The sequence below is a fragment of the Dehalococcoidia bacterium genome (genome assembly GCA_041649635.1).
In the GTDB taxonomy this organism is placed as follows: domain Bacteria; phylum Chloroflexota; class Dehalococcoidia; order E44-bin15; family E44-bin15; genus JAYEHL01.
This window is the reverse complement of sequence record JBAZMV010000002.1, coordinates 146,576-172,737: the sequence shown is the minus strand read 5'-3', so window position 1 is coordinate 172,737 and position 26,162 is coordinate 146,576. Positions and strand designations below refer to the sequence as shown.

Here is a 26,162-nt window from a genome sequence, read left to right as displayed (position 1 = left end):
CTATTTCAGAAAACCTTCGTACTTCCTCATCAGAAGCTGCGCTTCCAGCTGTCTCATGGTATCCAGCGCCACGCCGACAACTATTATCATGCCGATAGCCGGAAGCTGCAAATTCCCAGAAATTCCAGTAATTTTTTGTATTATAAATGGCGAAATCGTAACAAGCCCCAGGAATATAGCCCCACCCCATGTGAGGCGATTGCTTAACTTAGATAAATATTGATGTGTAGCTTTTCCCGGCCGGATACCTGGAATAAAGGCGCCCTGCCTCTGCAATGTCTCAGCCAAATTCTGCTGTTGAAATATTACCGTAGTATAGAAAAACGTCAACGCAACTACTAAGAAGAAATACAATATCCAATAGAAATAACCTTCACTGGAAAATAAATTAACCACCGAATTAGCAAAATTGGGATTTGCAAGATCAGGACTGACAAAAAAGCCGGCAATGATGCCAGGCATTAACATAAAAGACATAGCAAAGATTATCGGTATCATGCCCCCAGAATTTACGCGCATGGGTATGTGAGTGCCACCGGATTGGCGGTAAACCCTGCCGCCGCGGTATAGGCTCCTAGCATATTGAACCGGAATGCGGCGTTGTGCCTCTGTAAAAATTATAATAGTAACTAAAATCACCAAGGATAATACCACAAATAGGATCAAGCCAAACACATCATTCTCAAGAGTCCCGTAGCCTATTAATTGAGGTAGAGTACAAACAATTCCAGCAAATATTATCAGAGATACGCCGTTGCCTATCCCATATTCTGTGATCAACTCCCCTAACCATACAAGAAACATAGTGCCGGCAGTCATCGCCACAATCATTGAAATAGTAGGAAGCGCGTTTTCTCCGGAGAAACCGATATTAGTTACAACTGAAGAAGACCTCTGCAGCAAAATTAGTTGACTATAGCCCTGAAGCATAGCCAGCGGAACAGTCATCCAGTGTGTATAGATATTGATCTTTGCCCTGCCGGTATCTCCTTCGCGGGCCAGCTCCCGTAGCCTTGGGATTACGGGAACCATAAGCTGCATTATAATTGTAGCCGTAATATAAGGATAAACCCCTAACGAAGCGATGCTCATGTTTCGCATGAGACCGCCGCTGAATAAATCCAGCATTCCGAACAGAGACCCAGCGCTGCTGCCTCCACCCAAAAAATCCTGCATCGCGGAGGCATCCGCTCCGGGCACAGGTACATGGGCAATGAATCGGAAAAGTACCAAGATGCCCAATGTAATCAGCATCTTCCGTCTCAAATCCGTTTGACGGAAGGCATCTATCATGGATTGGAGCAACTGGGGCCTGGAACTTTTCCGCTCTTGAGTCACTGGCCGATTTCCTCTACTTTTCCTCCGGCAGACTCGATCTTCCTCTTAGCCATTTGAGTGAATTTGTTAGCTCTAACGGTAACCGGTTTCTCAAGTTCGCCGTTGCCCAGTATTTTGATAGGTTTCTTTAGAGATTTCACAAGTCTTTTTTCAACCAAATCTTCCGGTTTAATCTCCTGCCCTGACTCAAAGCGATTGAGGCTTGATATATTTATTGTCGAATATTCAATCCTGAAGATATTATTAAATCCGCGCTGTTCTGGAAGACGTTTTGTCAGAGGGTTCTGCCCGCCTTCAAAACCGGGACGCAACGAAAACCCCGCACGAGCCTTTTGCCCCTTTGTGCCTTTACATGCTGTAGTGCCATGACCGCTCCCGACTCCGCGGCCAATCCGTTTCTTTCTATGTTTGGTCCCCTGTCGGGGTCTCAGATCATTCTCCCTCAACGGTTTCCTCCACTTTAACAAGATGTCTAACTTTAAGTAACATCCCGCGTATTGATGGAGAATCATCGTGCTCAACGGTTTGGTTCAAGCGATGAAGCCCCAAAGAACGTATAGTATCTCTCTGGTCACGTGAGAACCCAATTCCACTTTTCACCCACGTAACCAATAACTTAGCCAACTGAAACCTCCTTCGTCGCTAAGGACTTGCGCCTGGCAAGCGCCTCTTCAGGAGTCTTTAATTGATGAAGCGCTTTTATCGTTGCGCGCACCACGTTAACTTGGTTCTCGCTGCCTAGCGATTTTGTAAGGATATCTTTTACTCCTGCGACTTCGAGAACAGCACGAACACCGCCGCCGGCAATCAAACCGGTACCCTGCGAAGCCGGCTTTAAAAGAACTTTTGAACCACAATATTTTCCAGTTATCTGATACGGTATAGTCCCGTCTTTCATTGTTATTTTAACCATGCGTTTTCGCGCAACCGCATTGCCTTTACGAATAGCCTCAGGGATTTCTTTGGCCTTACCCAGCCCCTCGCCAACCTTTCCATTCCCATCGCCGACGACTACGAGAGCTGTAAAGCTGAAACGCCTTCCTCCCTTAACAACCTTGGCAACCCTTTTTATGTGTACAAGCTTCTCATTTAAGGCTTCGCCCTGTTTCAAATCATCCATTATTAAAACTCCAAGCCCGCTTTTCTGGCCGCATCAGCTAGAGCCTTCACTCGGCCATGATACTTGTATCCACCCCTGTCGAAAACAACTTTCTTAATACCAAATTCAGCTGCGCGTTCTGCTATCATCTTTCCAACAGATGCAGACGTTTCAGTCTTCTTTTTATTATCAGACTTAAGCTCGCTGTCCAAGGTCGATGCCGATGCCAGAGTGCAACCCTTACTATCATCTATAAGTTGACAATAAATATGAGTAAGACTTCGATAAACACATAATCTAGGCCGCTCCGCAGTTCCAACAACCGACTTGCGAACACGTTTATGCCTTATTTCACGCGATTCTTTTGTATTATCTTTACCCATTACCGTTTGGCTCCAGCTTTACCTGCTTTTCCCGGTTTGATGCGAACTTTTTCATTTGCATATCTGACGCCCTTGCCTTTGTAGTGATCAGGGGGCTTCATGCTACGAATCTTGGCCGCCACATCACCTACCTGTTCCTTATCAATCCCCTCTACAACCAGACGCTGCGGTTCCTTAACAACAACCGAAATCCCCGCCGGGGGGTTAATCTCTTTCGCGTGAGAAAAGCCCAATTGTAATGAGACCTTTCCTCCCGAAGAAGCCTGGGCCCTATACCCCACACCGACGATCTCCAGATCTTTGTGATATCCCTCACTGACCCCGATAACCATATTGGCCAACAGGCTGCGTGTCAAACCATGCAACGATCGCACTTTTTTCTCATCGGACGACCTGGATACTTTAAGTACGCCATCATCCAGAGTAACAGAAATAGCAGGGGCAACCGAACGCGTCAACTCACCTTTCGGTCCTTTGACTCGAACCTCATTACCGCTCACTTTTACCTCGACACCCTTAGGCACAGGTATTGGCATCTTACCGATGCGAGACATTATCTTCCTCCATTACCATACAAAGCAAATAAGCTCCCCACCTACACCCTCTTGCCATGCCTTCTTACCTGAAATAATTCCTTTTGGCGTAGATAAAATCGCCATACCCAATCCGCCGTAAACACGCGGTATTTCAGATTTGGAAACATATATCCTTAGGCCAGGCTTAGAAACCCTTTGCAATCCTTCAATCACAGGCTCTTTTTTATCCGTATACTTCAGATATATTTTTATCACCCTCTGCTGCTTGCCTTTGACCACCTCATAGTCTTTGACAAAGCCTTCGTCCCTCAGTATCTTGGCAACAGCGAGTTTCACCTTAGACAACGGCACAAGCACGAAGTCATGTCTCGCCATCGTAGCATTTCTAATCCTTGTTAACATGTCGGCAATCGGATCTGTAACCATACTCAACCTTCACACACACAATTTATTGTACGTAAAAAGCATATCACCAACTGGATTTCCTAACACCGGGGATCTTCCCTTCAAGCGCCAGCGTACGGAAACATATACGACACAGTCCGAACATACGTATATATCCCCTCGACCGGCCGCACAATTGACACCGGTTCTTCTGCCTCACCTGAAATTTCGGTGTTCTCCGCGCTTTAACGATTCTCGATACTTTAGCCATACCTAATAAATACGCCTCTTTCACTACATTTATCAACTATCAACGAGAGAAGGGCATCCCCATAAGTTCAAAGAGCCTGAGCCCTTCCGCATCGTTACTTGCAGTTGTAATAATGCAAATCTCCAATCCCCTGACCTTATCGACCTTCTCATATGAAATCTCGGGGAAGATAGTCTGATCTTTCAATCCCAGTGTATAATTCCCCATACCATCGAAGGCTTTTCTATTCAACCCCTGGAAATCACGTATGCGCGGCAAGGCTACACTAATCAACTTATCGAGGAATTCATACATCCTTTTACCGCGCAAAGTGACCATAACACCGATCGGCATACCCTTGCGCAACTTGAAGCTGGCTATTGATTTCCGAGCCTTGGTTATCACAGGGTGTTGTCCTGATATCGCCGCGATATCCTGCTGAGCAGCATCCAAAGATTGAGCATGCTGTATAGCCTCGCCCATACCGACATTAATCACCACTTTGACCACCCGCGGCGCCTGCATGACACTGGTATATTTAAATTCTTTCATCAGAGCAGGCAGTATTTCCTGCTGGTATCTTTCTTTCAAACGAGCCATTAGTTAATCACCTCGCCGCATTTCCCGCATACCCTAACCCGCTTGCCATCCTCAAGAATTTTGGACTGAATACGAACCGGTTTACCACATTTAGGACATATCAGCATAACATTAGAAATTTTTACCGGAGCCTCCCGCTCAATAATACCAGCCTGTCTGGCCTGTGCCCTAGGCTTCATATGACGTTTAACAACGTTAACACCTTCAATAACCAGCACATTATTTTTAGACATTATCTGGCGGACCTTCCCTTTTTTGCCCTTGTCTTTCCCGACTATTACCAGAACTGTATCTTCTTTTCTAATCTTCATATCAAAGAACCTCTGGCGCCAGCGATAAAATCTTCATAAAGTTCTTCTGCCTCAATTCATGAGCCACCGGACCAAAAATGCGGGTGCCTTTCGGATTGTTCTTGTCGTCCAGAATCACCGCAGCGTTATCATCGAATCTTATGTAGGAGCCATCAGGACGCCTGTACTGTTTCGCAGTTCGAACAACGACAGCCCGCACTACCTCGTGGTTCTTCACGGCGCCTCCCGTTTGCGCTTCCTTAACAGCGGCAACAATTATGTCACCCACACGAGCATATCTCTTGCGTGTCCCGCCCGGTATGTGTATACACATAATGCTCTTAGCACCGGTGTTATCCGCAACTTTTAACCTGGTTTGAGGCATAATCATTGTGAATCACCCTTTGACAGTATCTCAACTACTCTCCATCGCTTATCTTTCGAAAGAGGTCTGGTCTCTTCTATCAATACCACATCCCCTATATTGCAGGCATTCTGTTCATCGTGGGCTTTGAATTTGCTTAAATGCCTCACACGTTTGTTATAGAGGCGATGAGGTATATAGTACTCTACAACAACAACGACGGTCTTCTCCATCTTGTTGCTAACAACGCGCCCTGTTTTCTTCTTTTTGCTTTTTCCGGTCTCTGTAACCAATGTATAATTACTCCTCTACTGTAATTCCCGCTCCCTCATCACCGTCTTTATCTTGGCTATTTTCTTTCTGACATTCCGCAGTTCATGATGATTACCCAACTGCTTGGTAGCGAGACGAAATCTCAAGTTGAACAGCTCTCGATATGATTCATCGAGCTTCTTCTTGAGTTCATCAGTATTTAAAGTTCTTATTTCCGCAACTTTCAACCTGAGCCCCCTCTATTCCCCGATATCCGCGTCCCTGCGCACAAATCTTGTGGGTATAGGCAACTTATGCGATGCCAACCGCATTGCTTCTTTCGCCGCGTCTTCTTTAATACCAGCGATTTCAAATAGTATTCTTCCAGGCTTGGTCACACAGACCCAATGATCAACAGCTCCTTTACCGCTTCCCTGACGTGTTTCCGCCGGTTTTGAGGTAACCGGCTTATCCGGGAATACGCGAATCCACAACTTGCCGCCCCTTCTCACATAACGAATTATCGCACGTCTCGCCGCCTCTATCTGCCGCGCTGTAAGGAAACAAGCGCCTTGAGCCTGAAGTCCATATTCACCAAAGGCTACGGTATTCCCCGCCATAGCCCGGCCTTTCCTTCTGCCGCGACTCTGCTTCCTATGTTTAACTCGTTTAGGCTGTAACATTATGTTTTCCCTCGTTCAGCGAATAACCGATTATATGGATAATTAATCCTTATCAGATTCCTTTTCCGTTTCAGCTTTGGTTTTAGCCCTTGGTTTCGGCTTACTCTCTTTTTCAGATGATACTGCTTCCGGAGCCGCCTCAGTACTGCTCATGTTCGATGACTCGTCAGCCTTTGCCTTCGGTTTGTCTTTAGCCCGAACCCTTGTTCTGGGTTTAGCCTCTTCCTTTTTCTCGGATGTAGTACTTGTAGATTTTGCTTTTACTCTCGCACGAGAACGGCTTTTCGATGCTGATACTTCTGTTGAGACCTTTTCTTTTCCTTCGGCAGAAGCGGCCTCTTTCGAGCTTCTACGCTCTCCCGATTCAGCCAGCTTATCCGTTGATTCAACAGCTTCACCAGCTTTCACTCCGACTATCTCACTCCCGGCTTTTTCGTCCGTTTTCAGTTGTCCAGTACTACTAAGCGCTGCGGTAGACTCCGCTTTAAATTTCTCGTATTCCGGAATGATATCACCTTTATAAATATAAACTTTAACGCCAATGGTCCCAAGAGTCGTGTGAGCTGTTGCAGTAGCATAATCTATATCAGCACGCAGTGTGTGAAGGGGAACCCTTCCTTCATGAAGCGTTTCCGTTCTCGCGTATTCTGAGCTTCCAACCCTGCCGGCACAAGATATCTTTATTCCCTGCGCCCCTCTTTCCATCGCCCTGAATATCGCCTGCTTCATTGCTCTCCTGTGAGAAATGCGGCGTTCCATTTGCTGTGCTATACTCCTGGCCACAAGATACGCATCCATTTCAGGCTGTGATACTTCCTGGATATTAAGCCTTACCCGCTTACCAGCGATCTGCTCTAACAGAGACCTTGTCTCATCAACACGCTGGCCGCCTCTGCCGATAACAATACCAGGTCTGGATGTATGAACGGTAACCGTCACCTGATTGGATGCACGTTCTATCTCAACCCTGGCAATATCATCATCCTTGTACTTGGATGCAATAACATTCCTGATACGCAGATCCTCTTGAAGCATTTCGGTATAATGCTTATCGGCATACCATCTTGACTGCCAGTCTTTCGTTATGCCTAACCTAAAGCCTATTGGATGTACCTTCTGGCCCAATCATTCCTCCTCTTTAACTATGACAGTTATGTGGCTGGAACGTTTCAGTATAGGTTTTACCCTACCTCTAGGTCCCGCACGAAATCGCTTCATAGTACGACCTTCATCGACTAAGATATTAATTATTTTTAAATCCGAAGGAGTCATCTCATAATTATTCTCTGCGTTGGCCGCGGCTGACTTAACAACCTTCGCTACGGATTGTGCCGACGGCGATGGCAAAAACTTCAAGATGGTCAAAGCCTCGTCGACCTTCTTACCCCTTACCATATTTGCCATTAACCGCAGCTTCCGGGGTGATGTTCGTATGTTTTTTGAAACAGCTTTTACTTCCATAACTCTTATTGCGTCGCCTTTTTAACTGCAGTAACTTTTTCAGCCTTACCTGAATGTCCTCTAAAGGTACGGGTGAAAGCGAACTCTCCGAGCTTATGCCCAACCATATTCTCTGTAATAAATATGGGCACATGCCTCCTGCCGTCATGCACGGCTATCGTATGGCCTATCATGTCAGGAACAATCGTCGAGGCTCTCGACCAAGTCTTTATAACTACTTTCTCCCCCGACTTATTAAGCGCTTCTACCTTCTTAAGTAATTGCGCTTCAATAAACGGACCTTTCTTAGTGGATCGTGACATCTAACTGACCTCTTCTGAACCCCATTTATTCCCTTATTTCTTATTCCTTCGCCTGACAACCATATTGTCAGTGCGCTTATTCTTCCGTGTTTTGTACCCTAACGTCGGCTTTCCCCACGGAGTCTTAGGGCCGGGCATACCAATCGGAGATCTGCCTTCACCTCCGCCATGAGGGTGATCCCTCGGGGTCATAGCGGAACCTCGGACAGTAGGACGAATTCCCATGTGTCTCTTCCTGCCCGCCTTCCCGATCTTTATGTGCTGATGGTCTAAATTGCCTATTTGACCAATTGTAGCATAACATTCCAAACGAATCTTTCTCAATTCCGACGAAGGCATGCGTATCAGCGCATAGTCACCCTCTTTGGCCATGAGCTGGGCAACAGCGCCCGCGCTTCTTACAAGCTGTCCGCCTTTTCCCACGCACATCTCGATATTATGTACTGATGTGCCGGTAGGTATGGACTTAAGAGGCATACAATGCCCCACCTTAATCTCCGCTTTTTCGCCCGCTATGATTTTATCGCCCACTTTCAATCCTACCGGTGAAAGAATATAACGGCGTTCACCATCAGTATACTGGACAAGAGCGATTCTCGATGAACGATTCGGATCATATTCTATAGCTATTACTTCACCCGGCATATCGCGCTTATCACGCTTAAAATCAATAGCACGGTACATGCGCTTAGCGCCGCCGCCGCGATGACGAACTGTTATCCTCCCCTGATTATTACGTCCGCCTTTACTTTTGAGGGGGCTGACCAAAGATTTTTCCGGGCGCTTTTTAGTTATTTCCTCAAACGTAGAGCCCGTCATGCCTCTTCGTCCAGGCGACGTTGGCTTATATTCTTTAATAGGCACTTATCTCTCCTTAAACTCCCTCAAAGTACTCTATCTTCTGACCTTGTTTAATCGTAACAACTGCTTTTTTCCAGGGAGACAACTGGCTCCTTCTCCTCCCCGGACCTCTCCACTTGGCGGGCATTGTAATAACATTAACCCTGACCACATTAACGTTGAATGCCAACTCGACCGCTTCTTTTATCTGCTGTTTACTGGCGCTCTTCGCGACTTCAAACGTATATATAGACTTCTCCTGCTGCGAAGTGCTTTTCTCGGTAATAACCGGTCGCTTAAGTATCTCTAATATCTGCATTTTCTATTCCCTATGCCTTTGCCGTCTCTTTTGAGGACGGTTGCCAAAGCTCATCTACTTTTCTTATTGCCGGCAATGAAATCAAGATCTGCCGATGAGCGATCAAGTCGCCAACGCTCATCATATAAGCGGGTAGAATATCGGTGCCGTTTAAGTTCCTCGCCGATTTATACACATTTCCATCAGGCTCTTCGGTAACTATCATAAGCGAATGTCCCAGATTCAACGCTTTAACTATACCCGCCATCTCTTTAGTGTTTGGCTCATCGAATGATAACCTATCTATTACCTTCACTTCTCCGTCCGCCACTTTGCAGGATAGAACACATCTTAAAGCAAGCCTTCTCATTTTTTTCGGCATGCCCTGCCTGTAACTTCTGGCCTGCGGCCCAAAAATGACACCGCCTCCCCGAATAAGCGGAGAACGTGAACTGCCGCGCCGCGCCCGGCCTGTGCCCTTCTGTTTATAAGGCTTCCTGCCGCCGCCGGATACCTGCCCGCGAGTCTTAACCCCAACCGTGCCCTGGCGCGCATTGGCATTCTGTCTCAGCATAGCCTGGTGCACAACGGCTGAATTCATGGGAACGCCGAAAACTGCGTCGCTCAGTTCAATATTATCTATTACATTACCCGACGAATTGTATACCGGAACCTGTACCACCTTAAAAACCCTCCGGGCAGACGCTTGACAGCCTGCCGTCACAAAGATATAAGACCCTCTCCGCCTTTTCAGCCAACCTGCGATCGTGGGTGACTACAATAAATGTCTTTTTATTCTTTCTATTCAATTGCAACATAATATCGATAACTTCTGCACTGGTCTTGGTGTCCAAATTGCCGGTCGGTTCATCAGCAAGTATCAAGCTCGGATTCATTATCAGCGAACGAGCTATAGCTACCCTCTGCTGCTCCCCACCGGAAAGCTCACCAGGCTTGTGGTGCAGGCGGTCTTTTAAGCCGACTAGCTTTAAAAGACGCACAGCCTTCATATAATACCTCTTATTACCCCTGATTGGCAATACTGGTATAAGCACATTCTGCAAAGCGTTCAAACTCGGCACAAGATAATACGTCTGAAAAATGAACCCCAGCTTATCACGGCGCACCTTATACAGACCGCTTTCCGCCATCTTGCTTGTTTCTGCTCCATCGATGATGACCCTGCCTTTGGTCGGTCTATCTAATGCCCCTAGCATATTAAGTAGTGTGGTCTTCCCGCTCCCCGACGGTCCGAGTATTGCCAAAAACTCCCCGTCCCTAACTTTTAGATCAACGGATTGTAGCGCGCTCACCTTGGTCCGGCCTCTTCCATATACCTTAGTAACTTTGCTTGCGATGACGATGTTGCGGCGTATCTGCTGTTCGCTGCCCGAAACTTGATATACAGAGCTATTCTGATTTTCAGTAAAAACTCTATCATTCATAGCCACTAACACTTATATAGCCCGCAAGCTCTCTATAGGACTGACCTTCGCTGCTCTAAGAGCAGGATACAATCCTCCTATGATCCCCATTGCCACACCAAAACTAACAATAATTAACACCAGTCGCCACGTTATTATGCCGATATCGACATTCAAATACGCATTTATAGCTTGCAAAGCGCCATAGCCCATTAGAAGACCGCAAGCGGCTCCCAGCAAACCTACGGTTATCGATTGTCCAACCACAGAACCCACTATATTAAAATTAGACCATCCGGACGCCTTCAGAATCCCGAACTCCTTGGTCCTCTCAATGACCGATATCAGCATTACGATAAAGATAGAAAACCCTCCGGCTACTGCAGCCACCAGCGACACTATCCATAAGAAGCTGTGAAATACATCCATCATGCCGGCAAAGCTTTCCATCATATCGGTAGCAACTTTTGCCGTAACGGGCACCTGGCGATCTGCAAATATCGCCTTTATATCATTCGCGACACCCTGTACATATTCGATATCGGTAGCTTCTACATGAATGTAATTAACCTCATCAGCGGCCAGCGTTGGCATCAGCTTACGCGCTGTATCAATATCAGTATATATCGCCCCGTCATATAAATGATTGCCCGTCTCGAATATGCCGACTACGGTCAGCGTAACCGCGCTATTGCCTACAGGAAAGTTTATCACCCCGCCGACATCGGCATAATTCCCACCCTTTGCCTTGCCGAAGATAGCCAGCATATTCCCGATAATTACCTCATCCCGACCCTCATCCGGCGCCCTGCCCTCAATTATGTTGTTCTGATCAAAAGGGTTGCTCTCCCCCAGCAGCACAGATGCCTGCTTATCAGCCCCCCTCAAATTTACCCCCATAGGATCGCCATAATCGGCGACTTCAGTTGGAACAAACGCCATTATGAGCGGGGATACGGCATCCCCTTTAACGTTATCGATCTGCTTTATTTCATCCGCATAAGATTCCGGGAACCCGATCTGGCTGGGCATTATATATCCCAACGGCGCGGACTCCGGGTACACTGCTATCCAGCCCGCCATCTCGTTCGCCGTCGAGGTCATTTGAGCATCCATTCCATCGGAGATGGAGAGAAGCACCGTCATAAGAGCGACGCCTAGCGCAGTGCCAATGATAGCTATAATAGCTATTCCCTTCCTGCGGAAGGCGTTTAGAATGGAAAACTTAAGCACTCGCTTCCTTGCTCTTCTTAGAGGAGGACACTGCGGCAGGAGGCGCTATCTGGGATTTTTTCACCAAAAGAATTCCGTCTTTCGCACCCGGAACAGCACCGCGGACTAAAAGCAGATTCTTCTCGGCGTTGGCCTCCACCACCTTCAGACCGCGCACTGTAGCACGAGCATTTCCCATGTGCCCAGCCATCCTTAACCCTTTCCAAACCCTGCCTGGGGAAGTTGTAGCGCCTACAGATCCAGGCGCACGATGGCGATCTGACTGACCGTGAGTCTTAGGTCCCCCGCCGAAGTGATGGCGCTTCACGCCTCCGGCAAATCCCTTTCCCTTAGATATACCTACAACATCAACAATGTCTCCGGGCTTAAAAATACTGACATCAACTTTTTGTCCGACCTCTAAAGCGTCCGCTTCATCCGAGTTAAACTCTCTGAGATATTTAAGATTACCCGTCTTTTTCAAATGTCCCTTTTCCGGCTGATTCATCCGTTTGGTATCGCCAAATCCCAGCTGGACGGCGTTATAGCCCTCTTTTTCGACCCGCTTTACTTGAGTGATAAAACAAGGGCCTGCTTCGATAGCAGTAACCTGCACGACAGTTCTGTCCTCGTTAAACAGTTGCGTCATGCCTTTTTTGCGTCCGATAATTCCATCTATCATTTTCTTACACTTCTCTACAAAATATTTTTATAACCGAAAACACGCCGACCGACCAGTCGTTCAGCATGTTCGAAGTAATCTAAAGTTTTATTTCTATATCAACGCCGGCCGGTAGATCAAGCTTTGTCAAAGTATCGATCGTCCTTGACGAAGGCTCCTCGATATCTATCAGACGCTTATGAGTGCGAATCTCAAACTGCTCGCGAGAATTCTTATCAACGTTTGTAGAACGGTTAACGCAGATCTTTTTTATATGAGTCGGCAGAGGCACCGGCCCGACCACTTTAGCACCGGTTTGTTCTGCGGCCTCTACTATCTGCTCCGCGGATTGATCGAGAATCCTGTAGTCGAAAGCCTTAAGTTTTATACGTATTTTCTGCTTTGGCATAGAACCGGTCCTCCCCCTCTAGAATTAAGCTGTTCAGCTAAATTAAGAGGCATTTCTTCATACCTATAAAATTCCATTGTATATGTTGCCCTGCCCTGACTCATAGACCTTAAATTGGTTGCGTATCCAAAAGTCTCGGACAAGGGGATCACGCACCTTATGATACGCGAGTTGCCGTGGCTGTCGATACTGCCTATCTGGGCCCTCCTGGAATTCAAGTCGCCCAATATATCACCGATAAATTCGTCCGGCGTTACTATTTCCATTTTCATTACCGGCTCTAAAATCATCGGCTTAGCCTTCTTTACGCCCTCTTTTAGCGCTATAGCCCCGGCTATCTTGAACGCTATATCAGATGAATCAACTTCATGATAACTTCCGTCATATAAAGTAGCCTTGATGTCGGTTAACGGATATCCTAAAAGGGCTCCGCCTTCCATCGCTTCCTTGATGCCGCTTTCCACATGTCGTATAAATTGTTTAGGGATCGCGCCGCCTTTTACTTTATCGGCGAACTCAAACCCGCTGCCCCGCTCTCCGGGCTGGAGATCTACCATCACATGGCCGTACTGGCCTTTACCTCCGGACTGTTTTACAAATCTTCCTTCAGCCTTTACCGGTACCGATATGGTCTCTTTATAAGCAACCCTGGGCTTGCCCACATTAGCGTCAACCTGAAATTCTCGCATCAGCCGATCGATAATGATATCCAGATGAAGCTCTCCCATTCCAGATATGATAGTCTGTCCTGTTTCTTCATCGTAGCGCCTGACAAAAGTAGGGTCTTCTTGAACAAGCTTCGCCAGCGATTCATCAAGCCTCTCCTGGTCGCCCCTGGATTTCGGCTCTATGGTTACAAATACCACCGGCTCGGGAAATCGAATATTCTCAAGGATAATCGGGGAGTTTGGATTGCACAGCGTATCACCGGTGAATGTATCTTTTAATCCCACCACAGCAGCAATATCACCGGCTTCAACCTGTTTTATCTCTTCCCGACGGTTGGCGTGCATCTGGAAAAGCTTTCCAATTCTCTCCTTAGAATCACGTGTTGAGTTATACACATGGGATCCTACTGTCACCTTACCGGAGTATACCCTGACATATATCAACCTTCCGAAGAAAGGGTCCGACACTATCTTAAAAGCCAGAGCGGAGAACGGATCGTTACCAACCGGTGAGCGTTTAATCTCTTTTCCAGTCTTAGGATCGAACCCGACAGCCGGAGGAATATCAAAGGGGGAAGGTAAATATGCTACGACGGCATCCAGTATTCGCTGTATTCCTTTGCTGCGCAGCGCACTTCCGCACAATACAGGAACAATTTTGTTACCAATAGTCGCCCGCCTAAGCGCCGACTTAATCATATTCTCATCAAAACTCGCGCCGTTGATGTAAATATCCATAAATTCTTCATCGTTTTCAGCCAGCTGCTCGATTAATTCCTCACGATACTGAGCAGACAGCTTCACGAAGTCATCCGGTATTTTCCCAAGAATAGGATCCTCAGAGTAGTCAGCAGAATAAAGCCACGCTTTTTCAATAATTATGTCTATTATTCCCTTAAAAGCGCCCTCCTCACCCATGGGCACCTGTACCGGAAGCGCGTTTGCCCCCAGCCTGTCTCTTATGGTCTTGATAGAGTTAGAGAAGTCTGCGCCGACCCTGTCCATTTTGTTTATGAAGCAAATACGGGGCACCTTATAATGATCCGCCTGTCTCCAGACCGTCTCCGACTGAGATTCCACGCCTGACACGGCATCAAAAACTACGATACCGCCATCAAGAACTCGCAGGCTGCGTTCCACCTCCGCCGTAAAATCCACATGCCCGGGCGTATCGATTATGTTAATATGATGGTTCAACCAGGTACATGTTGTAGCAGCTGAAGTAATGGTAATGCCGCGCTCCCTCTCCTGAGTCATCCAATCCATAATCGTAGTGCCGTCATCCACCTCGCCGAGTTTATGCGTGCGTCCCGTGTAATAAAGAATACGCTCAGTAAGAGTGGTCTTACCGGCGTCAATGTGGGCAATAATTCCAATATTGCGTATTTTTTCAAGAGGAAGTGAACCGCGCATCAACCTCACCACCGATAGTGTACAAAGGCCCTGTTTGCCTCAGCCATTTTATGAGTGTCTTCTCGCTTCTTGATTGTAGCTCCCTGTTTCTTTGAAGCGTCGATGAGTTCGGCAGCCAGCTTTTCCGCCATGGATTTGCCGGAACGCGACTTGGCCGCCTTTAAAATCCATCTCACGGCAAGAGCGAAGCCCCGATCCTGTTTGACCTCAATCGGAACTTGATATGTGGCGCCGCCAACCCTGCGAGGCTTTACTTCCAGAAGCGGGATAGCATTCTTGAGAGCTAGCTCCAGCACGGGTACAGGATCACCCTTCTCCTGTTCTGCTATGATCCCCATAGCGCCATAAACAATACTCTCCGCAGTCGTCTTTTTACCGCTATTCATCACGCGAGTTATTATCTTGGACACATAAATACTATTGTAGTGGGGGTCAGGGAGAACAGTCCGTTTTATTGACTTTGATCTTCTCGACATACTAAGCTCCACCAGACTGTTTAGTTATCTTTGTTCCGTACTTGCTTCGCCCCTGCTGCCGTTTCTCTACCCCGGTAGCATCCAGAGCGCCGCGAACAATGTGATATCTTACTCCGGGCAGGTCCTTAACGCGACCGCCGCGGATGAGAACCACCGAGTGCTCCTGCAGACTGTGCCCTTCGCCTGGTATATATGCTGTGACCTCCATCATATTCGACAGCCTGACCCTGGCAACTTTGCGAAGAGCCGAATTCGGCTTCTTTGGGGTCACCGTCTTCACTTGCGTACAAACGCCGCGTTTCTGCGGTGATCCTTCCCCGGATTTCATCCTTCTTTTAAGCGAATTATAAGTGTAATGCAACGCAGCGGTCTTCGTCTTCTTTTTACCTTTAACCCGCCCTTTACGTACCAGTTGATTGACAGTGGGCACAAACACCTCCAGTGAATAATTAAAGGCCGTAAGCCTCCAAGCTCAGCCGCTCTGCCATACCGGCCTCGCTGGCTTATCGACCTTTGGCTTTTAGCTTCGTCTGCCTAGAGACTGAGCACTAAATTTAGAATGTACCACTATTTACTCGCTGTGTCAAGCATAATCCACTATTGTCATTGACTACGCTCGTCAGCAGCCGTATTCTTTATATTGTGAAACGCCGAATCGATATAATTTTGGTTGAACGCGGGCTGGCCGAGAGCCGCGAGAAGGCTCAGGCGCTGATCATGGCCGGAGAGGTCTACGTCGACGACGTAACAGCCGCCAAGCCTTCGATACAGGTCTCTGAAGACTCGGATATTCGATTACGAGATAAGCTTCCGTTCGTCGGCAGGGGCGGCATCAAGCTGAACCATGCGTTGGCCGAGTTCAAGATAGCTGTTGAAAATCTCATCGCGGCCGATATAGGAGCCTCGACAGGCGGATTCACCGACTGCCTGTTGCAACATGGAGCGCAAAAGGTCTACGCCATCGATGTCGGCTACGGACAGATAGACTATAAGCTGCGAACCGACCCGCGGGTTATCGTTATCGACCGCACCAACGCCAGGTATCCGCTGCCCATACCGGAACAGATCGACTTATCCGCTATCGACGTGTCATTCATCTCCCTCGAAAAAGTAGTGCCGAACGTTGCGGCCGTAACAAAACGCGGCGGCAGCATAATCTGCCTGGTGAAACCGCAGTTCGAGGCCGGCAAATCGCTCGTTGAAAAAGGCGGGCTGGTAAAAGACCCGGATGTGCATGCCCGGGTGCTCGGCAGATTCATATCGTGGTCGATAGATCAAGGATATAGGATCATCGGGCTCACGCCGTCACCGATACGCGGCAGCTCGGGGAACAGGGAATTTTTCGTACTGCTTAGGATTTGACTCGATGAAAAGGGAATTAGTTTATTTTCAATCGGACGGCCTCAAATTAAAAGGACAATTATTCATCCCGGATGCGACTCCCTGCCCGGTGCTCTGCCTTTGCCACGGCATGCCGCGAAGCGGGACGGCAGATCCTAACGATCGAGGCTATGCCGGTCTTGCCGAGAGGTTCGCCGAAGAAGGATTCTTAACAGTGATTTTTAACTTCAGGGGATCCGGAGAGAGCGAAGGCAACTTTGATATCAGGGGATGGGCGCGTGACCTCAAGGTAGTACTCAATCATATTTACAACATGAAAGAAGCCGACCGACGTAAGATCTTCATGATGGGCTTCAGCGCGGGCGCCGCCGTCTCTATATACGTAGCCGCCCAGGACAAGCGCATCGCTTCCATAGTCGCCTGCGCCTGCCCGGATACATCGAGGCTGGCTAAGAATCGCGAGCTGGCGCAAACAGTAATAGATGATTATCGCAATATGGGAGTCATAAAGGACGTCGGCTTCCCGCCATCGCTGCAGGAATGGATGCAGGGATTCGATGATATATATTCCGCCAAATGGATAGACAAGTTATCACCGCGTCCTATCCTTATCATCCATGGGGATCAGGATGATGTCGTATCCCCCGACAGTGCTTTTAATCTTTACAAGCTGGCGGGGGAACCAAAGGAAATCATGATCGTCAAAGGCGCCGGACACAGGCTGCGTATATCGGAAGTAGCCATGAATCACGCCCTCTCCTGGCTGAAATCCCTCGGTTTCAGGGATTGACCCTGCTTCCTAGTGAGAATATAATCATATCAGGGGAAGAAAAACTCAGATGAAAGAATGCTGTGCCCTTTATGGTGTGTACGCCCCGGGAGAAGATGTAGCTAGATTCACATACTTCGGGCTCTTCGCTCAACAGCACCGCGGACAAGAAAGCTCCGGCATCGCAACCTCAGACGGCAAACAAATCTACTGCCACACAAAGATGGGACTCGTATCACAAGCGTTCGACAGCGACGTTCTGGAGAGGTTATGCGGCCATATCGCGATCGGACATAATCGATATTCAACCACCGGTTCAAGCCGCGCTGAAAACGCTCAACCCCTCATTGTTACAAGCCCCATAGGGAAAATGGCCCTCGCGCATAACGGAAATATCGTGAACTCCGATGAGCTGCGTCAGCAATTGGAAAGCCAGGGCTTCAGCTTTCGCACCACATCCGACTCTGAAATAATAGCTAACGTTATCGTATCCGCGCCACAGAAATCCTGGCTGGAAAAAATAAGATACGCCATGAAGAGGCTGATCGGCGCTTATTCATTAGTGATTCTTACTGAAGACACTCTCTACTGTGTGCGCGATCCGTTGGGTGTTCGCCCCCTTTGTATAGGCGAGTTAAATGGAGGATGGGCCATCGCTTCAGAGAGCTGCGCGCTGGACCACACCGGCGCACAGTTCCTGCGTGATATAGAGCCTAACGAAATTGTAGCTATCAATGCCAATGGTTTGCAAAGCTATAAGGAAGGCGACGGCAAGCCCAGCGGTCTATGTATTTTTGAGTTCATATATTTTTCACGCCCGGACAGCATAATACAGGGACGCCGCGTTTATGCCGCCAGGGAAGCCATGGGAGCCAAACTTTTTCAGCTGCATCCAGCATCCGCCGATGTGGCATTCGGCCTGCCCGACTCGGCAACAGCCGCGGGGATAGGTTATGCTCATGCATCAGGATTGCCGTACAATGAGATAATGCTTAAAAACCGATATGTAGGACGCACGTTTATCGAGCCTCACCAGCGTTTGAGAGAGCTGGGTGTGCAGCAGAAATTCAATCCGATGCAGGAGCGGCTCAATGGTAAGAGAGTGGTTCTTGTAGATGATAGTATAGTCAGGGGAACAACTACGCCGCGCGTCATCAACCTGCTGCGCAAGTCCGGAGCCACCGAAATCCACATGCGCATATGCGCCCCTCCCCTGAAATACCCCTGCTGTTTAGGAGTCGACATGGCCAGCAGTTGGGAGCTCATCGCGGCACATAAAGACATCCCTGAGATAGCAAAGTTCATCGGCGCCGACAGTCTGGGATATCTTACCGTGGACGCGTTAATTGAAGCAGTCGGCCTTCCCAGAGAGTATTTCTGCCTGGCATGCTTCACCGGCAACTACCCGGTGCCCGTCCAACTCGATATGAACAAACTGTCTTTAGAAATGAAAAAAGGGTGATTCTTGGTTAAAGCTGCCATGCAAAAATCACATCATACCTACCGCGACGCGGGCGTCGATATCGACGCCAACGACCGGCTAAAGGAAATCATCTGTAAACACGCACGTACGACCTTCACCAAAAACGTTGTGAGCGACATCGGGTTCTTTGGCAGCCTTTTCGCACTGAAGGGATTTAAACAGCCGATACTCGTCTCCAGCGCTGACGGCGTCGGCACCAAGATAAAGCTCGCCTGCGCATTGGAGAGGCATGAAGGCATCGGCATGGATATCGTGAACCACTGCGTGAACGATATCCTTACCTGCGGCGCATCTCCGTTATTCTTTCAGGATTACATAGCCATGTCGAAAATGCAGCCTTCGATCGTCGCCGGCATCGTTAAAGGTATGTCAAAAGCCTGCAAGGACGTTGGCTGCGCGCTCATCGGCGGCGAGACGGCGGAGATGCCCGGAACTTATCCTCCTGGAGAATACGACCTGGTCGGATTCATCGTCGGAGGCATTGAGAAATCGAAAATTAAGAACGGCGCATCTATCGTATCCGGCGATGTGCTCATCGGCCTGCCGTCGAGCGGACTGCACACCAACGGCTACTCGCTGGTACGACGCGTTTTCAATACCGACAGCGATCCGTCCAGGCTCAATAGGCACTACCAGCAACTGGGCTGTACCCTGGGCGACGCCCTGCTTGAGCCGCATAGATGTTATTACAAGAAAATAAAGCCGCTGCTGCCAAAGATAAAAGGCCTGGCCCATATCACCGGCGGCGGCTTCACCGGCAACTTGCCTCGCACCTTGCCCGAATCCGTAGCGGCAGTCGTCAAACAAAGCGCGTGGAAGGTACCGCCGTTATTTCAGCTCATCCAGCAAATGGGCAACATTGATGATGGTGAGATGTACCGCGTCTTCAACATGGGCATAGGCATGATCCTTATCTGCGACCCCGCAGACAGCTCCAGCATGATGAAGAAGCTGCCCGGCTCCATCATCATCGGCAAGATAGTAAAGCGTAAATCGAACGAAGAACGCACCAGAATCGTCTAGGAGGCAGGCATTGCGCGCAATCGTAAGCGTATCTGATAAAAAAGGTATCGTCGAGTTTGTTAAAGGCCTTATCGACCTGAAAGTGGAGATATTCAGCACGGGCGGCACTAAGAAAGCATTGGTCGACGCCGGTCTGCCTGTGCACGGCATCAGCGACATCACCGGCTTTCCCGAGATACTGGACGGACGTGTGAAGACCCTGCACCCCATGGTACACGGCGGCATACTGGCGCGGCGCGACCTTGAAGACCACATGTCACAGCTCAAAGAGAAGAACATCACACCCATCGATATGGTCGTCGTTAACCTGTATCCCTTCGTCCAGACCGTGTCGAAAGAAGGAGTTACTCTGACCGACGCGCTGGAGAACATAGACATCGGCGGGCCGACGATGATACGCGCATCGGCCAAGAACTTCCCCGGCGTCATCGTTGTGGTCGACCCGGCGGATTACACGCCGATACTTGAGAAGCTGCGCGCGGGCGACATCGGAATCGACGAGAGAAAGCGACTGGCGCAGAAAGCCTTCCAGCACACTGCGATCTACGACACAGCCATATCGACCTACCTTAGGCCCAAAGAAGAGATATTTCCTGCCGAGATAACAGTCGCCATGCACAAAATCCAGGACCTGAGCTACGGCGAGAACCCTCACCAGAAGGCGGCTTTCTATAAAGAAGAAGTGATAGGCAAGGGCGAATCTGGAATGGCCAACGCGGTGCAGCTCTCCGGCAAGGAGCTTTCATACAATAATATTATGGATATGGACAGCGCCATACGCGCGGCCTGCGAGTTCTCGGAGCCAACCATCGCGATCATCAAGCACACCAACCCGTGCGGCCTGGCCTCGCACCCCCGCCTGGCCGAGGCCTATCGCAGGGCGCTCACCGGCGACCCGGTATCGGCCTTCGGCGGCATAGTCGCCTCCAATGAAAGGATCGATGAGGCCACAGCTATAGAGATATGCAAGACGCATTTTGACGCCATGATCGCACCGGGCTATGACCAGGAAGCGCTCGAGATGCTAACGAAACGCAACATGCGGATCCTCACAATACAGGACATTCCGCCAAGGCATACTACCGCTTTGGAGATGCGGCGCGTAAGCGGCGGCGGCTTTATCGTGCAGACAACCGACTGCACCGCTGACGATATACCAATGAAGACCGTCTCTAAGCGTGAGCCGACGAAACAGGAAATCGCTGATCTTATCTTCGCATGGCGCGCCGTGAAGCTGGTAAAATCCAACGCCATCGTGCTGACGAAGGACAACCATCTGCTGGGCATGGGCGCCGGTCAGCCCAGCCGCGTGGACAGCGTAGCTATAGCGATAAAGAAGGCCGGCGAACGCGCAAAAGGCAGCGTGCTCGGCTCGGACGCCTTCTTCCCTTTCCCCGACGGCGTCGAGCTCGCCGGCGAGGCGGGCATCACCGCTATCATCGAGCCGGGCGGCTCCAAGAAAGACAATGAGGCCATCGCAGCAGCCGACAAGTACAATATAGCCATGGTCTTCACCGGCATGCGCCACTTCAGGCACTAAAATTTAAACGTCATTGCGAGGAGTTCTTCCGTACACTCTGGTTGCGGAAGGACGACGTGGCAATCTTAAGTATAGCTCGGCATGGTGTTCTTCACCTCGCCAAATATGGGGCAATACTTGGTTGAAGGTGAAGAACACCTTCAACAGCGTAAAAAGAGATTGCTTCGCTACGCTCGCAATGACAGAAACAACGCTGGATTACCCGATCAAGTCGGGTAATGACAAGGTAAGATATGACCACCGTCGCCGTATTCATCCCGGTCTATAATGAAGAGGCTGCACTGCCCGGCAGCGTAGCCACGCTGCGCGATTTCCTCGCCAGCAACCTCAAACATGATTGGCACATCGTAATTGCCGATAACGCCTCGACGGACAAGACGTGGGAGATAGCCCAGTCGCTCGCGAAACAATATAACGATGTCGTTCCATTTCACATCGACCAGAAGGGGCGCGGCCGTGCCCTGCGCAAGGTATGGCTCGACAGCAAGGCCGACATCGTGAGCTACATGGATGTCGACTTATCTACCGGCCTCGATGCCTTTCCTAAGCTCGTTCAGGCCATAATCGACGGCGCCGATATCGCCATCGGATCGAGATTGAAGCGCGGCGCTAAAACAACTCGAGGCCATAAACGCGAGTTTACGTCGAGATGCTACAACCTTCTTATCAAGATCATGTTCTTCACGACACTATCCGACGCCCAGTGCGGATTTAAGGCAATGAGCCGTGACTGCGCGCAGAAGATACTTCCTCTAACTAAGAACAACGAATGGTTCTTCGACACAGAGATGCTTCTACTCGCGATGAAGAACGGATATAAAATAGCTGAGATACCTGTAACGTGGGTCGATGACCCCGGAACAACGGTCAATATCAAAAAGACCGTTATCGAGGATTTAAAGGGGCTGGCCAGGATTCGCTTCCACAGGATACCGAAACCGCAGTAAACGTCGATTGTCATCATCCTTCCGCGGAAGGATGATCTAGCTGTCATTCTGAAGGAACGTAGTGACTGAAGAATCTCGTATTTTTTGCCCGCTGAAAGACGAGATGCTTCACTTCGTTCAGCATGACAAACTGTGCTTACTGGATTGCCCGATCAAGTCGGGCAATGACAGGGAGTTAAATTATCTTTAACTCCCTCCTCCACTCCTCCAATAAACTCCTGAACGGCCTGATTGTATGTGTATCCGGCATGCCCGCCAGCAGGGCATCCAGTATCTTGATAGCATCAACCCTGGTTTTAACATTATCCTTTGCGGCTTCTATGAACGGAGCCCACTTCTCTTTCAATTCCGCCGCCTTCTCCGACATATAGCCTTTGAATTCCTCTTCGGTCAGATCGCCTTCATAAAACGCGGCTATCACCCCTTCAATATCGCTGTCTATCCCGTAGATGGTGCTCTCAACCCCGTCCCTGTCGTCGATCGATCCCGGCACATCATATGTAGTGTATTCGGTAGATTCAGGCTGAGACTTACGCATTACCCGCTGACCCATCGATGCAAAACTCGACTTCACCAGCGCCAGGTAGTCAGCTATAATCCTGGACCTGTCCATCTTTGGAGATTCCTCATCCTCGGTCTTCACCGCCTCCTCAACCTTGGCCCTCTCCCTGTCCTCGGCATCCTTTTGGATCAGGAATTTTATCTCCTTCTTCGTCAGCGGCGGATGTGCCTCTATATCCTCAGGTTTTGGCTCATATAGAACCGGCTCCTGGCCCGGATATTTCGCCATCCACTTATCGCCCCAGGTTACAAAATAATCAACCGTCCCCCTTCCTCTCTGGCTGGTCCTCCTATCCAGGAAAGAGAAAGGCCTTACGTCCTCCAGCGCGTAAAAGACCGGAATACTGACCTCACCCAAATCCCCCACCTTTGAGTTGCAGCTAGTTGCCAGTATCTTGCGCAGCACCAGACCGTACCTCTTGGTGACCATCGACACCAGGTAATTAATCAGTTCTGATACAGGCACCCCTTCGATGGAGTGCACAGTGCTGTTAGCATCCCCGTGCCCCGTGAGCATCGGTCCCCTGTAGGGCTGCCCCACCCCGAGCAGCCTGAGCCCATTCAACTCCGACATCCTGTAATGATCGGTTATACCGTACTTGTAATAAATATCGCTGCCGGAGAACTCATACGGCACCTCATATTCCTCGCGGGTCAATAAAAGACCTTTTGGTTTGCCCACGTTCAGAATCACCACCCCCAGCGGCAGGAACCCGTCATCCACCATTATCATCTTTGAATCGGTAGATATGACAAAGACCGTCAGGTTCTTATACGGAAGGGTAGTTAAGAATCTTGTATTGGGCGGCAGGCTGCGTTCGACTACTTCTTTGAGGAACTGCACTTCCTCGCTGGTCTTGAAGTCATAAGGCGCCTGCGGCTGTTCCTCAGACGTATCCCCCGAAGCCGCTGAATTATTTGAGGTCTTCTCTTCCGTCAATTCAAGCCTCCGATATGACAAAGCCCAACAACCGACTAGCGTCGTTGTGAAACAGTCGGATAACAAACAAATTGGCTGGGGAACCAGGATTCGAACCTGGGCTCACAGATCCAGAGTCTGTTGTCCTACCACTAGACGATTCCCCAGCGCGCGTGGATATTATACCGCAAGCTATGGCTCTTGGCAAAGCTCGGTATCGGTATCATCAGAGGATGTAGCACTTGGCCAGTTCAATATGCCGCAGCAATCTGAAAACTGAGGGTCAAAGTTCTTATCGATGAACGAATCGCATCCCTTAATAAGCTGTTTATCATCTTTAAGCTTGTGAATGATGCACTCCTCATCATCGTTGAAATAGTGACATCGATAGCAAGTACCCATAACTAACCCCAATCCTATCCCTGCCGCTTATCGGCCTCACACGCCGCATCCTGATCGCCTAGAGGCATACCGGCCAGGCCGCAGCACCCGGTGGCGCTGCTAAGGCCGAACGGCTGATCCACATAAGAAGCGCATCCCTTAACGAGCTGCTCTGCGGTAGGCTTGCCGTGCATCCTGCAGCTGCCGTCCGGTTGATAATACAGGCAAAATTTACATTCCATAAGTATCACCCTTTTAATAGCTTAAAACAGTAATTGGTTGCTGTCAAAATTTCGACAGCTTATCGATTGCCGATGATATGCGCTTGAGGCACCGGTCTCGACCCAGCACCGACAACGTCTGGAACAGCGGAGGCGCGGCGGTGCGTCCCGTGACCGCTATACGTATCGGGCCAAACAGCACGCCGGGCTTCATCCCAAGTTCATCAGCAAGCGGCCGCAGCGTGCTCTCTAGCGCATCGTGCTCAAACTCGCATCCCGACAGGCGCTCTTTCGCCGCACTTAATGCCGATGCCGCCTTCTGCTTATCCATCCCCTTGACCAGCAGCATTTTCGTATCGTACTCGATCTCATCGAGGAAGAAGAATCCGGCCTGCTCCGCGATCCCCTCCTCCGCAGCCGTGCCGCCAACGGCGGGCGCCCCACCGAAGACCTTGACCCGCTCCCGCATCAGGGAAGCTATCTGTATCAGGTAATCTTTCGAGATAGGACGGGCTACCGACGCGGGCAAATCCCTGTCGAGGAACGGCAGAGCGCGCTCGGCGAAATCGGCATCGCTCAACTCGCGTATGTAGACGCCGTTCATCCAGATAAGCTTGTCCTGGCTGAACACGGCCGCGGTTTTGGATATGCGCTCGATGGTGAAATTCTTTATCAGCTCGTCACGGCTGAATATCTCCGTCTTGTCATCCAGCGCCCACCCGAGCATCGCCAGGAAGTTCAGCATGGCCTCCGGCAGATAGCCTCGATCGCAATAATCGATCAGCGCCGTAGCACCATGGCGTTTGCTCAGCTTGGACTTGTCCGGGCCCAGTATCATGGGCAGGTGCGCATACAGCGGCGGCTCCCAGCCGAACGCATTGTATAGAATCACGTGTCGCGGCGTGGACGAAAGCCACTCGTCGGCGCGCATCACATGCGTGATCTCCATAAAACGGTCGTCGACGATGTTGGCCAGATGATAGGTTGGATAGCCATCCGACTTTAGTAGAACCAGGTCGTCGAGCTCGCTGTTTTCGAATGTGATATCGCCGCGTATCAGGTCATGGAACTTCGTCTGCCCATCGGCCGGAACCTTCAAACGGATTACCGACGGCGCACCTTTCGATTCCAGCTCGACGCGCTCTTTATCGCTTAGGTCGCGGCAGTGGCGGTCGTAGCTGCGAGCCGATTCCTTGCGCTGCGACATCTCGGCCCGCATGCGCTCAAGACGCTCCGGCGTGCAGTAGCATTTGTAGGCGCTGCCGTTATCGAGTAATTGCTGCGCGTGCTTGCGATACAGCTCAACGCGCTCCGACTGGACGTACGGCCCGTAACCGCCGCCGACCTCAGGCCCCTCGTCCCAGTCGAGTCCCAGCCACCTCAGGCTGTCCAGTATCGCCTCCAGCGCCCCATCAACCTTGCGCGTCTGGTCCGTATCCTCGATGCGGACGATAAATTTACCGCCGCTGTGCCTGGCGAACAGCCAGTTGAACAGCGCAGTGCGGATATTACCGATGTGGGGAAACCCCGTGGGGCTGGGGGCGTAGCGCACCCGGACGTTCGTGCTATTCATGTCCATTATTCTAGCATCATCGTAACAAACAGTCTATTCGCATTAAATTACAGTCGCCATC

36 protein-coding genes, 1 tRNA gene and 1 pseudogene are annotated in these 26,162 nt (G+C 49.7%); 6 read left to right on the top strand and 32 right to left on the bottom strand.

Features of this window, described 5'->3' with window-relative positions:
* The 27 genes and pseudogenes from secY to rpsL form a co-directional block, all read right to left on the bottom strand.
* A complete protein-coding gene (gene secY / locus WC562_04700) occupies positions 1-1,254 on the bottom strand; it encodes a preprotein translocase subunit SecY (protein ID MFA5055457.1) in 1,254 nt (417 codons plus the stop codon).
* A gap of 80 nt (positions 1,255-1,334) precedes the next feature.
* Entirely contained in the window at positions 1,335-1,784 is a 450-nt protein-coding gene (gene rplO / locus WC562_04695; GenBank protein ID MFA5055456.1) for a 50S ribosomal protein L15, read from the bottom strand.
* Positions 1,771-1,962, bottom strand: a complete 192-nt coding sequence (gene rpmD / locus WC562_04690) for a 50S ribosomal protein L30 (GenBank protein ID MFA5055455.1) — start codon at positions 1,960-1,962, stop codon at positions 1,771-1,773. Before rpmD ends, rplO begins: the two co-directional genes overlap by 14 nt.
* Positions 1,955-2,458 carry a 30S ribosomal protein S5 gene (rpsE, locus tag WC562_04685; GenBank protein ID MFA5055454.1) on the bottom strand — a complete coding sequence of 168 codons (504 nt, stop codon included), beginning with the start codon at positions 2,456-2,458 and terminating at the stop codon, positions 1,955-1,957. Before rpsE ends, rpmD begins: the two co-directional genes overlap by 8 nt.
* A 2-nt stretch (positions 2,459-2,460) precedes the next feature.
* Positions 2,461-2,820 carry a 50S ribosomal protein L18 gene (rplR, locus tag WC562_04680; GenBank protein MFA5055453.1) on the bottom strand — a complete coding sequence of 120 codons (360 nt, stop codon included), beginning with the start codon at positions 2,818-2,820 and terminating at the stop codon, positions 2,461-2,463.
* On the bottom strand, positions 2,820-3,374 hold the full coding sequence (gene rplF / locus WC562_04675; GenBank protein MFA5055452.1) for a 50S ribosomal protein L6: 555 nt from the start codon (positions 3,372-3,374) through the stop codon (positions 2,820-2,822). The genes rplR and rplF overlap by 1 nt, the downstream gene beginning before the upstream one ends.
* Before the next feature lie 12 nt (positions 3,375-3,386).
* The gene (rpsH, locus tag WC562_04670) at positions 3,387-3,782 is read right to left on the bottom strand and encodes a 30S ribosomal protein S8 (protein ID MFA5055451.1); all 396 of its coding nucleotides are present in this window, start codon (positions 3,780-3,782) and stop codon (positions 3,387-3,389) included.
* Positions 3,783-3,825: 43 nt separating this feature from the next.
* Positions 3,826-4,011 carry a type Z 30S ribosomal protein S14 gene (locus WC562_04665; GenBank protein MFA5055450.1) on the bottom strand — a complete coding sequence of 62 codons (186 nt, stop codon included), beginning with the start codon at positions 4,009-4,011 and terminating at the stop codon, positions 3,826-3,828.
* A 39-nt stretch (positions 4,012-4,050) separates the two neighbouring features.
* Positions 4,051-4,590, bottom strand: coding sequence for a 50S ribosomal protein L5 (gene rplE, locus WC562_04660; protein MFA5055449.1), 540 nt, complete (start codon positions 4,588-4,590; stop codon positions 4,051-4,053).
* The gene (rplX, locus tag WC562_04655) at positions 4,590-4,901 is read right to left on the bottom strand and encodes a 50S ribosomal protein L24 (protein ID MFA5055448.1); all 312 of its coding nucleotides are present in this window, start codon (positions 4,899-4,901) and stop codon (positions 4,590-4,592) included. The genes rplE and rplX overlap by 1 nt, the downstream gene beginning before the upstream one ends.
* Before the next feature lies 1 nt (position 4,902).
* A complete protein-coding gene (gene rplN, locus WC562_04650; protein MFA5055447.1) occupies positions 4,903-5,271 on the bottom strand; it encodes a 50S ribosomal protein L14 in 369 nt (122 codons plus the stop codon).
* Positions 5,268-5,537, bottom strand: coding sequence for a 30S ribosomal protein S17 (rpsQ, locus tag WC562_04645; protein MFA5055446.1), 270 nt, complete (start codon positions 5,535-5,537; stop codon positions 5,268-5,270). Before rpsQ ends, rplN begins: the two co-directional genes overlap by 4 nt.
* A gap of 15 nt (positions 5,538-5,552) precedes the next feature.
* Positions 5,553-5,744 carry a 50S ribosomal protein L29 gene (rpmC, locus tag WC562_04640; GenBank protein MFA5055445.1) on the bottom strand — a complete coding sequence of 64 codons (192 nt, stop codon included), beginning with the start codon at positions 5,742-5,744 and terminating at the stop codon, positions 5,553-5,555.
* Between the two features lie 12 nt (positions 5,745-5,756).
* Positions 5,757-6,179 carry a 50S ribosomal protein L16 gene (gene rplP / locus WC562_04635; protein ID MFA5055444.1) on the bottom strand — a complete coding sequence of 141 codons (423 nt, stop codon included), beginning with the start codon at positions 6,177-6,179 and terminating at the stop codon, positions 5,757-5,759.
* A 477-nt stretch (positions 6,180-6,656) separates the two neighbouring features.
* Positions 6,657-7,304, bottom strand: a pseudogene (gene rpsC / locus WC562_04630) (30S ribosomal protein S3).
* On the bottom strand, positions 7,305-7,640 hold the full coding sequence (gene rplV / locus WC562_04625; GenBank protein ID MFA5055443.1) for a 50S ribosomal protein L22: 336 nt from the start codon (positions 7,638-7,640) through the stop codon (positions 7,305-7,307).
* A 5-nt stretch (positions 7,641-7,645) separates the two neighbouring features.
* Entirely contained in the window at positions 7,646-7,942 is a 297-nt protein-coding gene (rpsS, locus tag WC562_04620) for a 30S ribosomal protein S19 (protein ID MFA5055442.1), read from the bottom strand.
* A gap of 33 nt (positions 7,943-7,975) precedes the next feature.
* On the bottom strand, positions 7,976-8,806 hold the full coding sequence (gene rplB / locus WC562_04615) for a 50S ribosomal protein L2 (GenBank protein MFA5055441.1): 831 nt from the start codon (positions 8,804-8,806) through the stop codon (positions 7,976-7,978).
* A gap of 10 nt (positions 8,807-8,816) precedes the next feature.
* The gene (gene rplW, locus WC562_04610; protein MFA5055440.1) at positions 8,817-9,101 is read right to left on the bottom strand and encodes a 50S ribosomal protein L23; all 285 of its coding nucleotides are present in this window, start codon (positions 9,099-9,101) and stop codon (positions 8,817-8,819) included.
* Between the two features lie 10 nt (positions 9,102-9,111).
* Positions 9,112-9,762 carry a 50S ribosomal protein L4 gene (rplD, locus tag WC562_04605; protein ID MFA5055439.1) on the bottom strand — a complete coding sequence of 217 codons (651 nt, stop codon included), beginning with the start codon at positions 9,760-9,762 and terminating at the stop codon, positions 9,112-9,114.
* A 1-nt stretch (position 9,763) separates the two neighbouring features.
* Positions 9,764-10,525: an ABC transporter ATP-binding protein gene (locus WC562_04600; GenBank protein ID MFA5055438.1), complete on the bottom strand. Its 762-nt coding sequence runs from the start codon at positions 10,523-10,525 to the stop codon at positions 9,764-9,766.
* A 12-nt stretch (positions 10,526-10,537) separates the two neighbouring features.
* Positions 10,538-11,737, bottom strand: coding sequence for an ABC transporter permease (locus tag WC562_04595; GenBank protein ID MFA5055437.1), 1,200 nt, complete (start codon positions 11,735-11,737; stop codon positions 10,538-10,540).
* On the bottom strand, positions 11,730-12,398 hold the full coding sequence (rplC, locus tag WC562_04590) for a 50S ribosomal protein L3 (GenBank protein MFA5055436.1): 669 nt from the start codon (positions 12,396-12,398) through the stop codon (positions 11,730-11,732). The genes WC562_04595 and rplC overlap by 8 nt, the downstream gene beginning before the upstream one ends.
* Positions 12,399-12,477: 79 nt before the next feature.
* A complete protein-coding gene (rpsJ, locus tag WC562_04585; GenBank protein MFA5055435.1) occupies positions 12,478-12,786 on the bottom strand; it encodes a 30S ribosomal protein S10 in 309 nt (102 codons plus the stop codon).
* Positions 12,762-14,867 carry an elongation factor G gene (gene fusA / locus WC562_04580; protein ID MFA5055434.1) on the bottom strand — a complete coding sequence of 702 codons (2,106 nt, stop codon included), beginning with the start codon at positions 14,865-14,867 and terminating at the stop codon, positions 12,762-12,764. Before fusA ends, rpsJ begins: the two co-directional genes overlap by 25 nt.
* A 5-nt stretch (positions 14,868-14,872) precedes the next feature.
* A complete protein-coding gene (gene rpsG / locus WC562_04575; protein ID MFA5055433.1) occupies positions 14,873-15,343 on the bottom strand; it encodes a 30S ribosomal protein S7 in 471 nt (156 codons plus the stop codon).
* A gap of 1 nt (position 15,344) precedes the next feature.
* Positions 15,345-15,773 carry a 30S ribosomal protein S12 gene (gene rpsL / locus WC562_04570; GenBank protein MFA5055432.1) on the bottom strand — a complete coding sequence of 143 codons (429 nt, stop codon included), beginning with the start codon at positions 15,771-15,773 and terminating at the stop codon, positions 15,345-15,347.
* A 212-nt stretch (positions 15,774-15,985) separates the two neighbouring features.
* Between rpsL and WC562_04565 the strand changes: the two genes are divergently transcribed.
* The 6 genes from WC562_04565 to WC562_04540 all read left to right on the top strand — a co-directional run bounded on the left by WC562_04565 (position 15,986) and on the right by WC562_04540 (position 22,446).
* Positions 15,986-16,705: a TlyA family RNA methyltransferase gene (locus tag WC562_04565; protein MFA5055431.1), complete on the top strand. Its 720-nt coding sequence runs from the start codon at positions 15,986-15,988 to the stop codon at positions 16,703-16,705.
* Between the two features lie 4 nt (positions 16,706-16,709).
* Positions 16,710-17,474 (top strand): alpha/beta fold hydrolase, encoded by a 765-nt coding sequence (locus WC562_04560; GenBank protein ID MFA5055430.1) that lies wholly within the window; start codon positions 16,710-16,712, stop codon positions 17,472-17,474.
* Between the two features lie 49 nt (positions 17,475-17,523).
* Positions 17,524-18,915 (top strand): amidophosphoribosyltransferase, encoded by a 1,392-nt coding sequence (gene purF, locus WC562_04555; protein ID MFA5055429.1) that lies wholly within the window; start codon positions 17,524-17,526, stop codon positions 18,913-18,915.
* Between the two features lie 18 nt (positions 18,916-18,933).
* Entirely contained in the window at positions 18,934-19,959 is a 1,026-nt protein-coding gene (gene purM, locus WC562_04550; protein MFA5055428.1) for a phosphoribosylformylglycinamidine cyclo-ligase, read from the top strand.
* 10 nt (positions 19,960-19,969) lie between these two features.
* Entirely contained in the window at positions 19,970-21,499 is a 1,530-nt protein-coding gene (gene purH, locus WC562_04545; protein MFA5055427.1) for a bifunctional phosphoribosylaminoimidazolecarboxamide formyltransferase/IMP cyclohydrolase, read from the top strand.
* A gap of 233 nt (positions 21,500-21,732) precedes the next feature.
* Positions 21,733-22,446 carry a dolichyl-phosphate beta-glucosyltransferase gene (locus WC562_04540; GenBank protein MFA5055426.1) on the top strand — a complete coding sequence of 238 codons (714 nt, stop codon included), beginning with the start codon at positions 21,733-21,735 and terminating at the stop codon, positions 22,444-22,446.
* 175 nt (positions 22,447-22,621) lie between these two features.
* On the opposite strand, the gene WC562_04535 is transcribed toward WC562_04540, so the two are convergent.
* From WC562_04535 to gltX, 5 genes are all read right to left on the bottom strand, one after another.
* Positions 22,622-23,947 (bottom strand): hypothetical protein, encoded by a 1,326-nt coding sequence (locus WC562_04535; GenBank protein ID MFA5055425.1) that lies wholly within the window; start codon positions 23,945-23,947, stop codon positions 22,622-22,624.
* A gap of 72 nt (positions 23,948-24,019) precedes the next feature.
* Positions 24,020-24,093: transfer RNA gene (locus WC562_04530), tRNA-Gln, on the bottom strand.
* A 25-nt stretch (positions 24,094-24,118) separates the two neighbouring features.
* On the bottom strand, positions 24,119-24,328 hold the full coding sequence (locus WC562_04525; GenBank protein MFA5055424.1) for a hypothetical protein: 210 nt from the start codon (positions 24,326-24,328) through the stop codon (positions 24,119-24,121).
* 14 nt (positions 24,329-24,342) lie between these two features.
* The gene (locus WC562_04520; protein MFA5055423.1) at positions 24,343-24,549 is read right to left on the bottom strand and encodes a hypothetical protein; all 207 of its coding nucleotides are present in this window, start codon (positions 24,547-24,549) and stop codon (positions 24,343-24,345) included.
* Between the two features lie 43 nt (positions 24,550-24,592).
* Positions 24,593-26,101, bottom strand: coding sequence for a glutamate--tRNA ligase (gene gltX, locus WC562_04515; protein ID MFA5055422.1), 1,509 nt, complete (start codon positions 26,099-26,101; stop codon positions 24,593-24,595).
* Positions 26,102-26,162 lie beyond the last annotated feature (61 nt).

What these genes read in the sequence shown, in the direction of transcription:
- secY (MFA5055457.1), bottom strand. Translation starts at nt 1,254, where the DNA reads ATGCTGATTACATTGGGCATCTTGGTACTTTTCCGATTCATTGCCCAT.
- rpsE (MFA5055454.1), bottom strand. Translation starts at nt 2,458, where the DNA reads ATGGATGATTTGAAACAGGGCGAAGCCTTAAATGAGAAGCTTGTACAC.
- rplR (MFA5055453.1), bottom strand. Translation starts at nt 2,820, where the DNA reads ATGGGTAAAGATAATACAAAAGAATCGCGTGAAATAAGGCATAAACGT.
- rplF (MFA5055452.1), bottom strand. Translation starts at nt 3,374, where the DNA reads ATGTCTCGCATCGGTAAGATGCCAATACCTGTGCCTAAGGGTGTCGAG.
- rpsH (MFA5055451.1), bottom strand. Translation starts at nt 3,782, where the DNA reads ATGGTTACAGATCCGATTGCCGACATGTTAACAAGGATTAGAAATGCT.
- WC562_04665 (MFA5055450.1), bottom strand. Translation starts at nt 4,011, where the DNA reads ATGGCTAAAGTATCGAGAATCGTTAAAGCGCGGAGAACACCGAAATTT.
- rplE (MFA5055449.1), bottom strand. Translation starts at nt 4,590, where the DNA reads ATGGCTCGTTTGAAAGAAAGATACCAGCAGGAAATACTGCCTGCTCTG.
- rplX (MFA5055448.1), bottom strand. Translation starts at nt 4,901, where the DNA reads ATGAAGATTAGAAAAGAAGATACAGTTCTGGTAATAGTCGGGAAAGAC.
- rplN (MFA5055447.1), bottom strand. Translation starts at nt 5,271, where the DNA reads ATGATTATGCCTCAAACCAGGTTAAAAGTTGCGGATAACACCGGTGCT.
- rplP (MFA5055444.1), bottom strand. Translation starts at nt 6,179, where the DNA reads ATGTTACAGCCTAAACGAGTTAAACATAGGAAGCAGAGTCGCGGCAGA.
- rplV (MFA5055443.1), bottom strand. Translation starts at nt 7,640, where the DNA reads ATGGAAGTAAAAGCTGTTTCAAAAAACATACGAACATCACCCCGGAAG.
- rpsS (MFA5055442.1), bottom strand. Translation starts at nt 7,942, where the DNA reads ATGTCACGATCCACTAAGAAAGGTCCGTTTATTGAAGCGCAATTACTT.
- rplW (MFA5055440.1), bottom strand. Translation starts at nt 9,101, where the DNA reads ATGCAGATATTAGAGATACTTAAGCGACCGGTTATTACCGAGAAAAGC.
- WC562_04600 (MFA5055438.1), bottom strand. Translation starts at nt 10,525, where the DNA reads ATGAATGATAGAGTTTTTACTGAAAATCAGAATAGCTCTGTATATCAA.
- rplC (MFA5055436.1), bottom strand. Translation starts at nt 12,398, where the DNA reads ATGATAGATGGAATTATCGGACGCAAAAAAGGCATGACGCAACTGTTT.
- rpsJ (MFA5055435.1), bottom strand. Translation starts at nt 12,786, where the DNA reads ATGCCAAAGCAGAAAATACGTATAAAACTTAAGGCTTTCGACTACAGG.
- fusA (MFA5055434.1), bottom strand. Translation starts at nt 14,867, where the DNA reads ATGCGCGGTTCACTTCCTCTTGAAAAAATACGCAATATTGGAATTATT.
- rpsG (MFA5055433.1), bottom strand. Translation starts at nt 15,343, where the DNA reads ATGTCGAGAAGATCAAAGTCAATAAAACGGACTGTTCTCCCTGACCCC.
- WC562_04560 (MFA5055430.1), top strand. Translation starts at nt 16,710, where the DNA reads ATGAAAAGGGAATTAGTTTATTTTCAATCGGACGGCCTCAAATTAAAA.
- purF (MFA5055429.1), top strand. Translation starts at nt 17,524, where the DNA reads ATGAAAGAATGCTGTGCCCTTTATGGTGTGTACGCCCCGGGAGAAGAT.
- purM (MFA5055428.1), top strand. Translation starts at nt 18,934, where the DNA reads ATGCAAAAATCACATCATACCTACCGCGACGCGGGCGTCGATATCGAC.
- WC562_04540 (MFA5055426.1), top strand. Translation starts at nt 21,733, where the DNA reads ATGACCACCGTCGCCGTATTCATCCCGGTCTATAATGAAGAGGCTGCA.
- WC562_04525 (MFA5055424.1), bottom strand. Translation starts at nt 24,328, where the DNA reads ATGGGTACTTGCTATCGATGTCACTATTTCAACGATGATGAGGAGTGC.
- WC562_04520 (MFA5055423.1), bottom strand. Translation starts at nt 24,549, where the DNA reads ATGGAATGTAAATTTTGCCTGTATTATCAACCGGACGGCAGCTGCAGG.
- gltX (MFA5055422.1), bottom strand. Translation starts at nt 26,101, where the DNA reads ATGAATAGCACGAACGTCCGGGTGCGCTACGCCCCCAGCCCCACGGGG.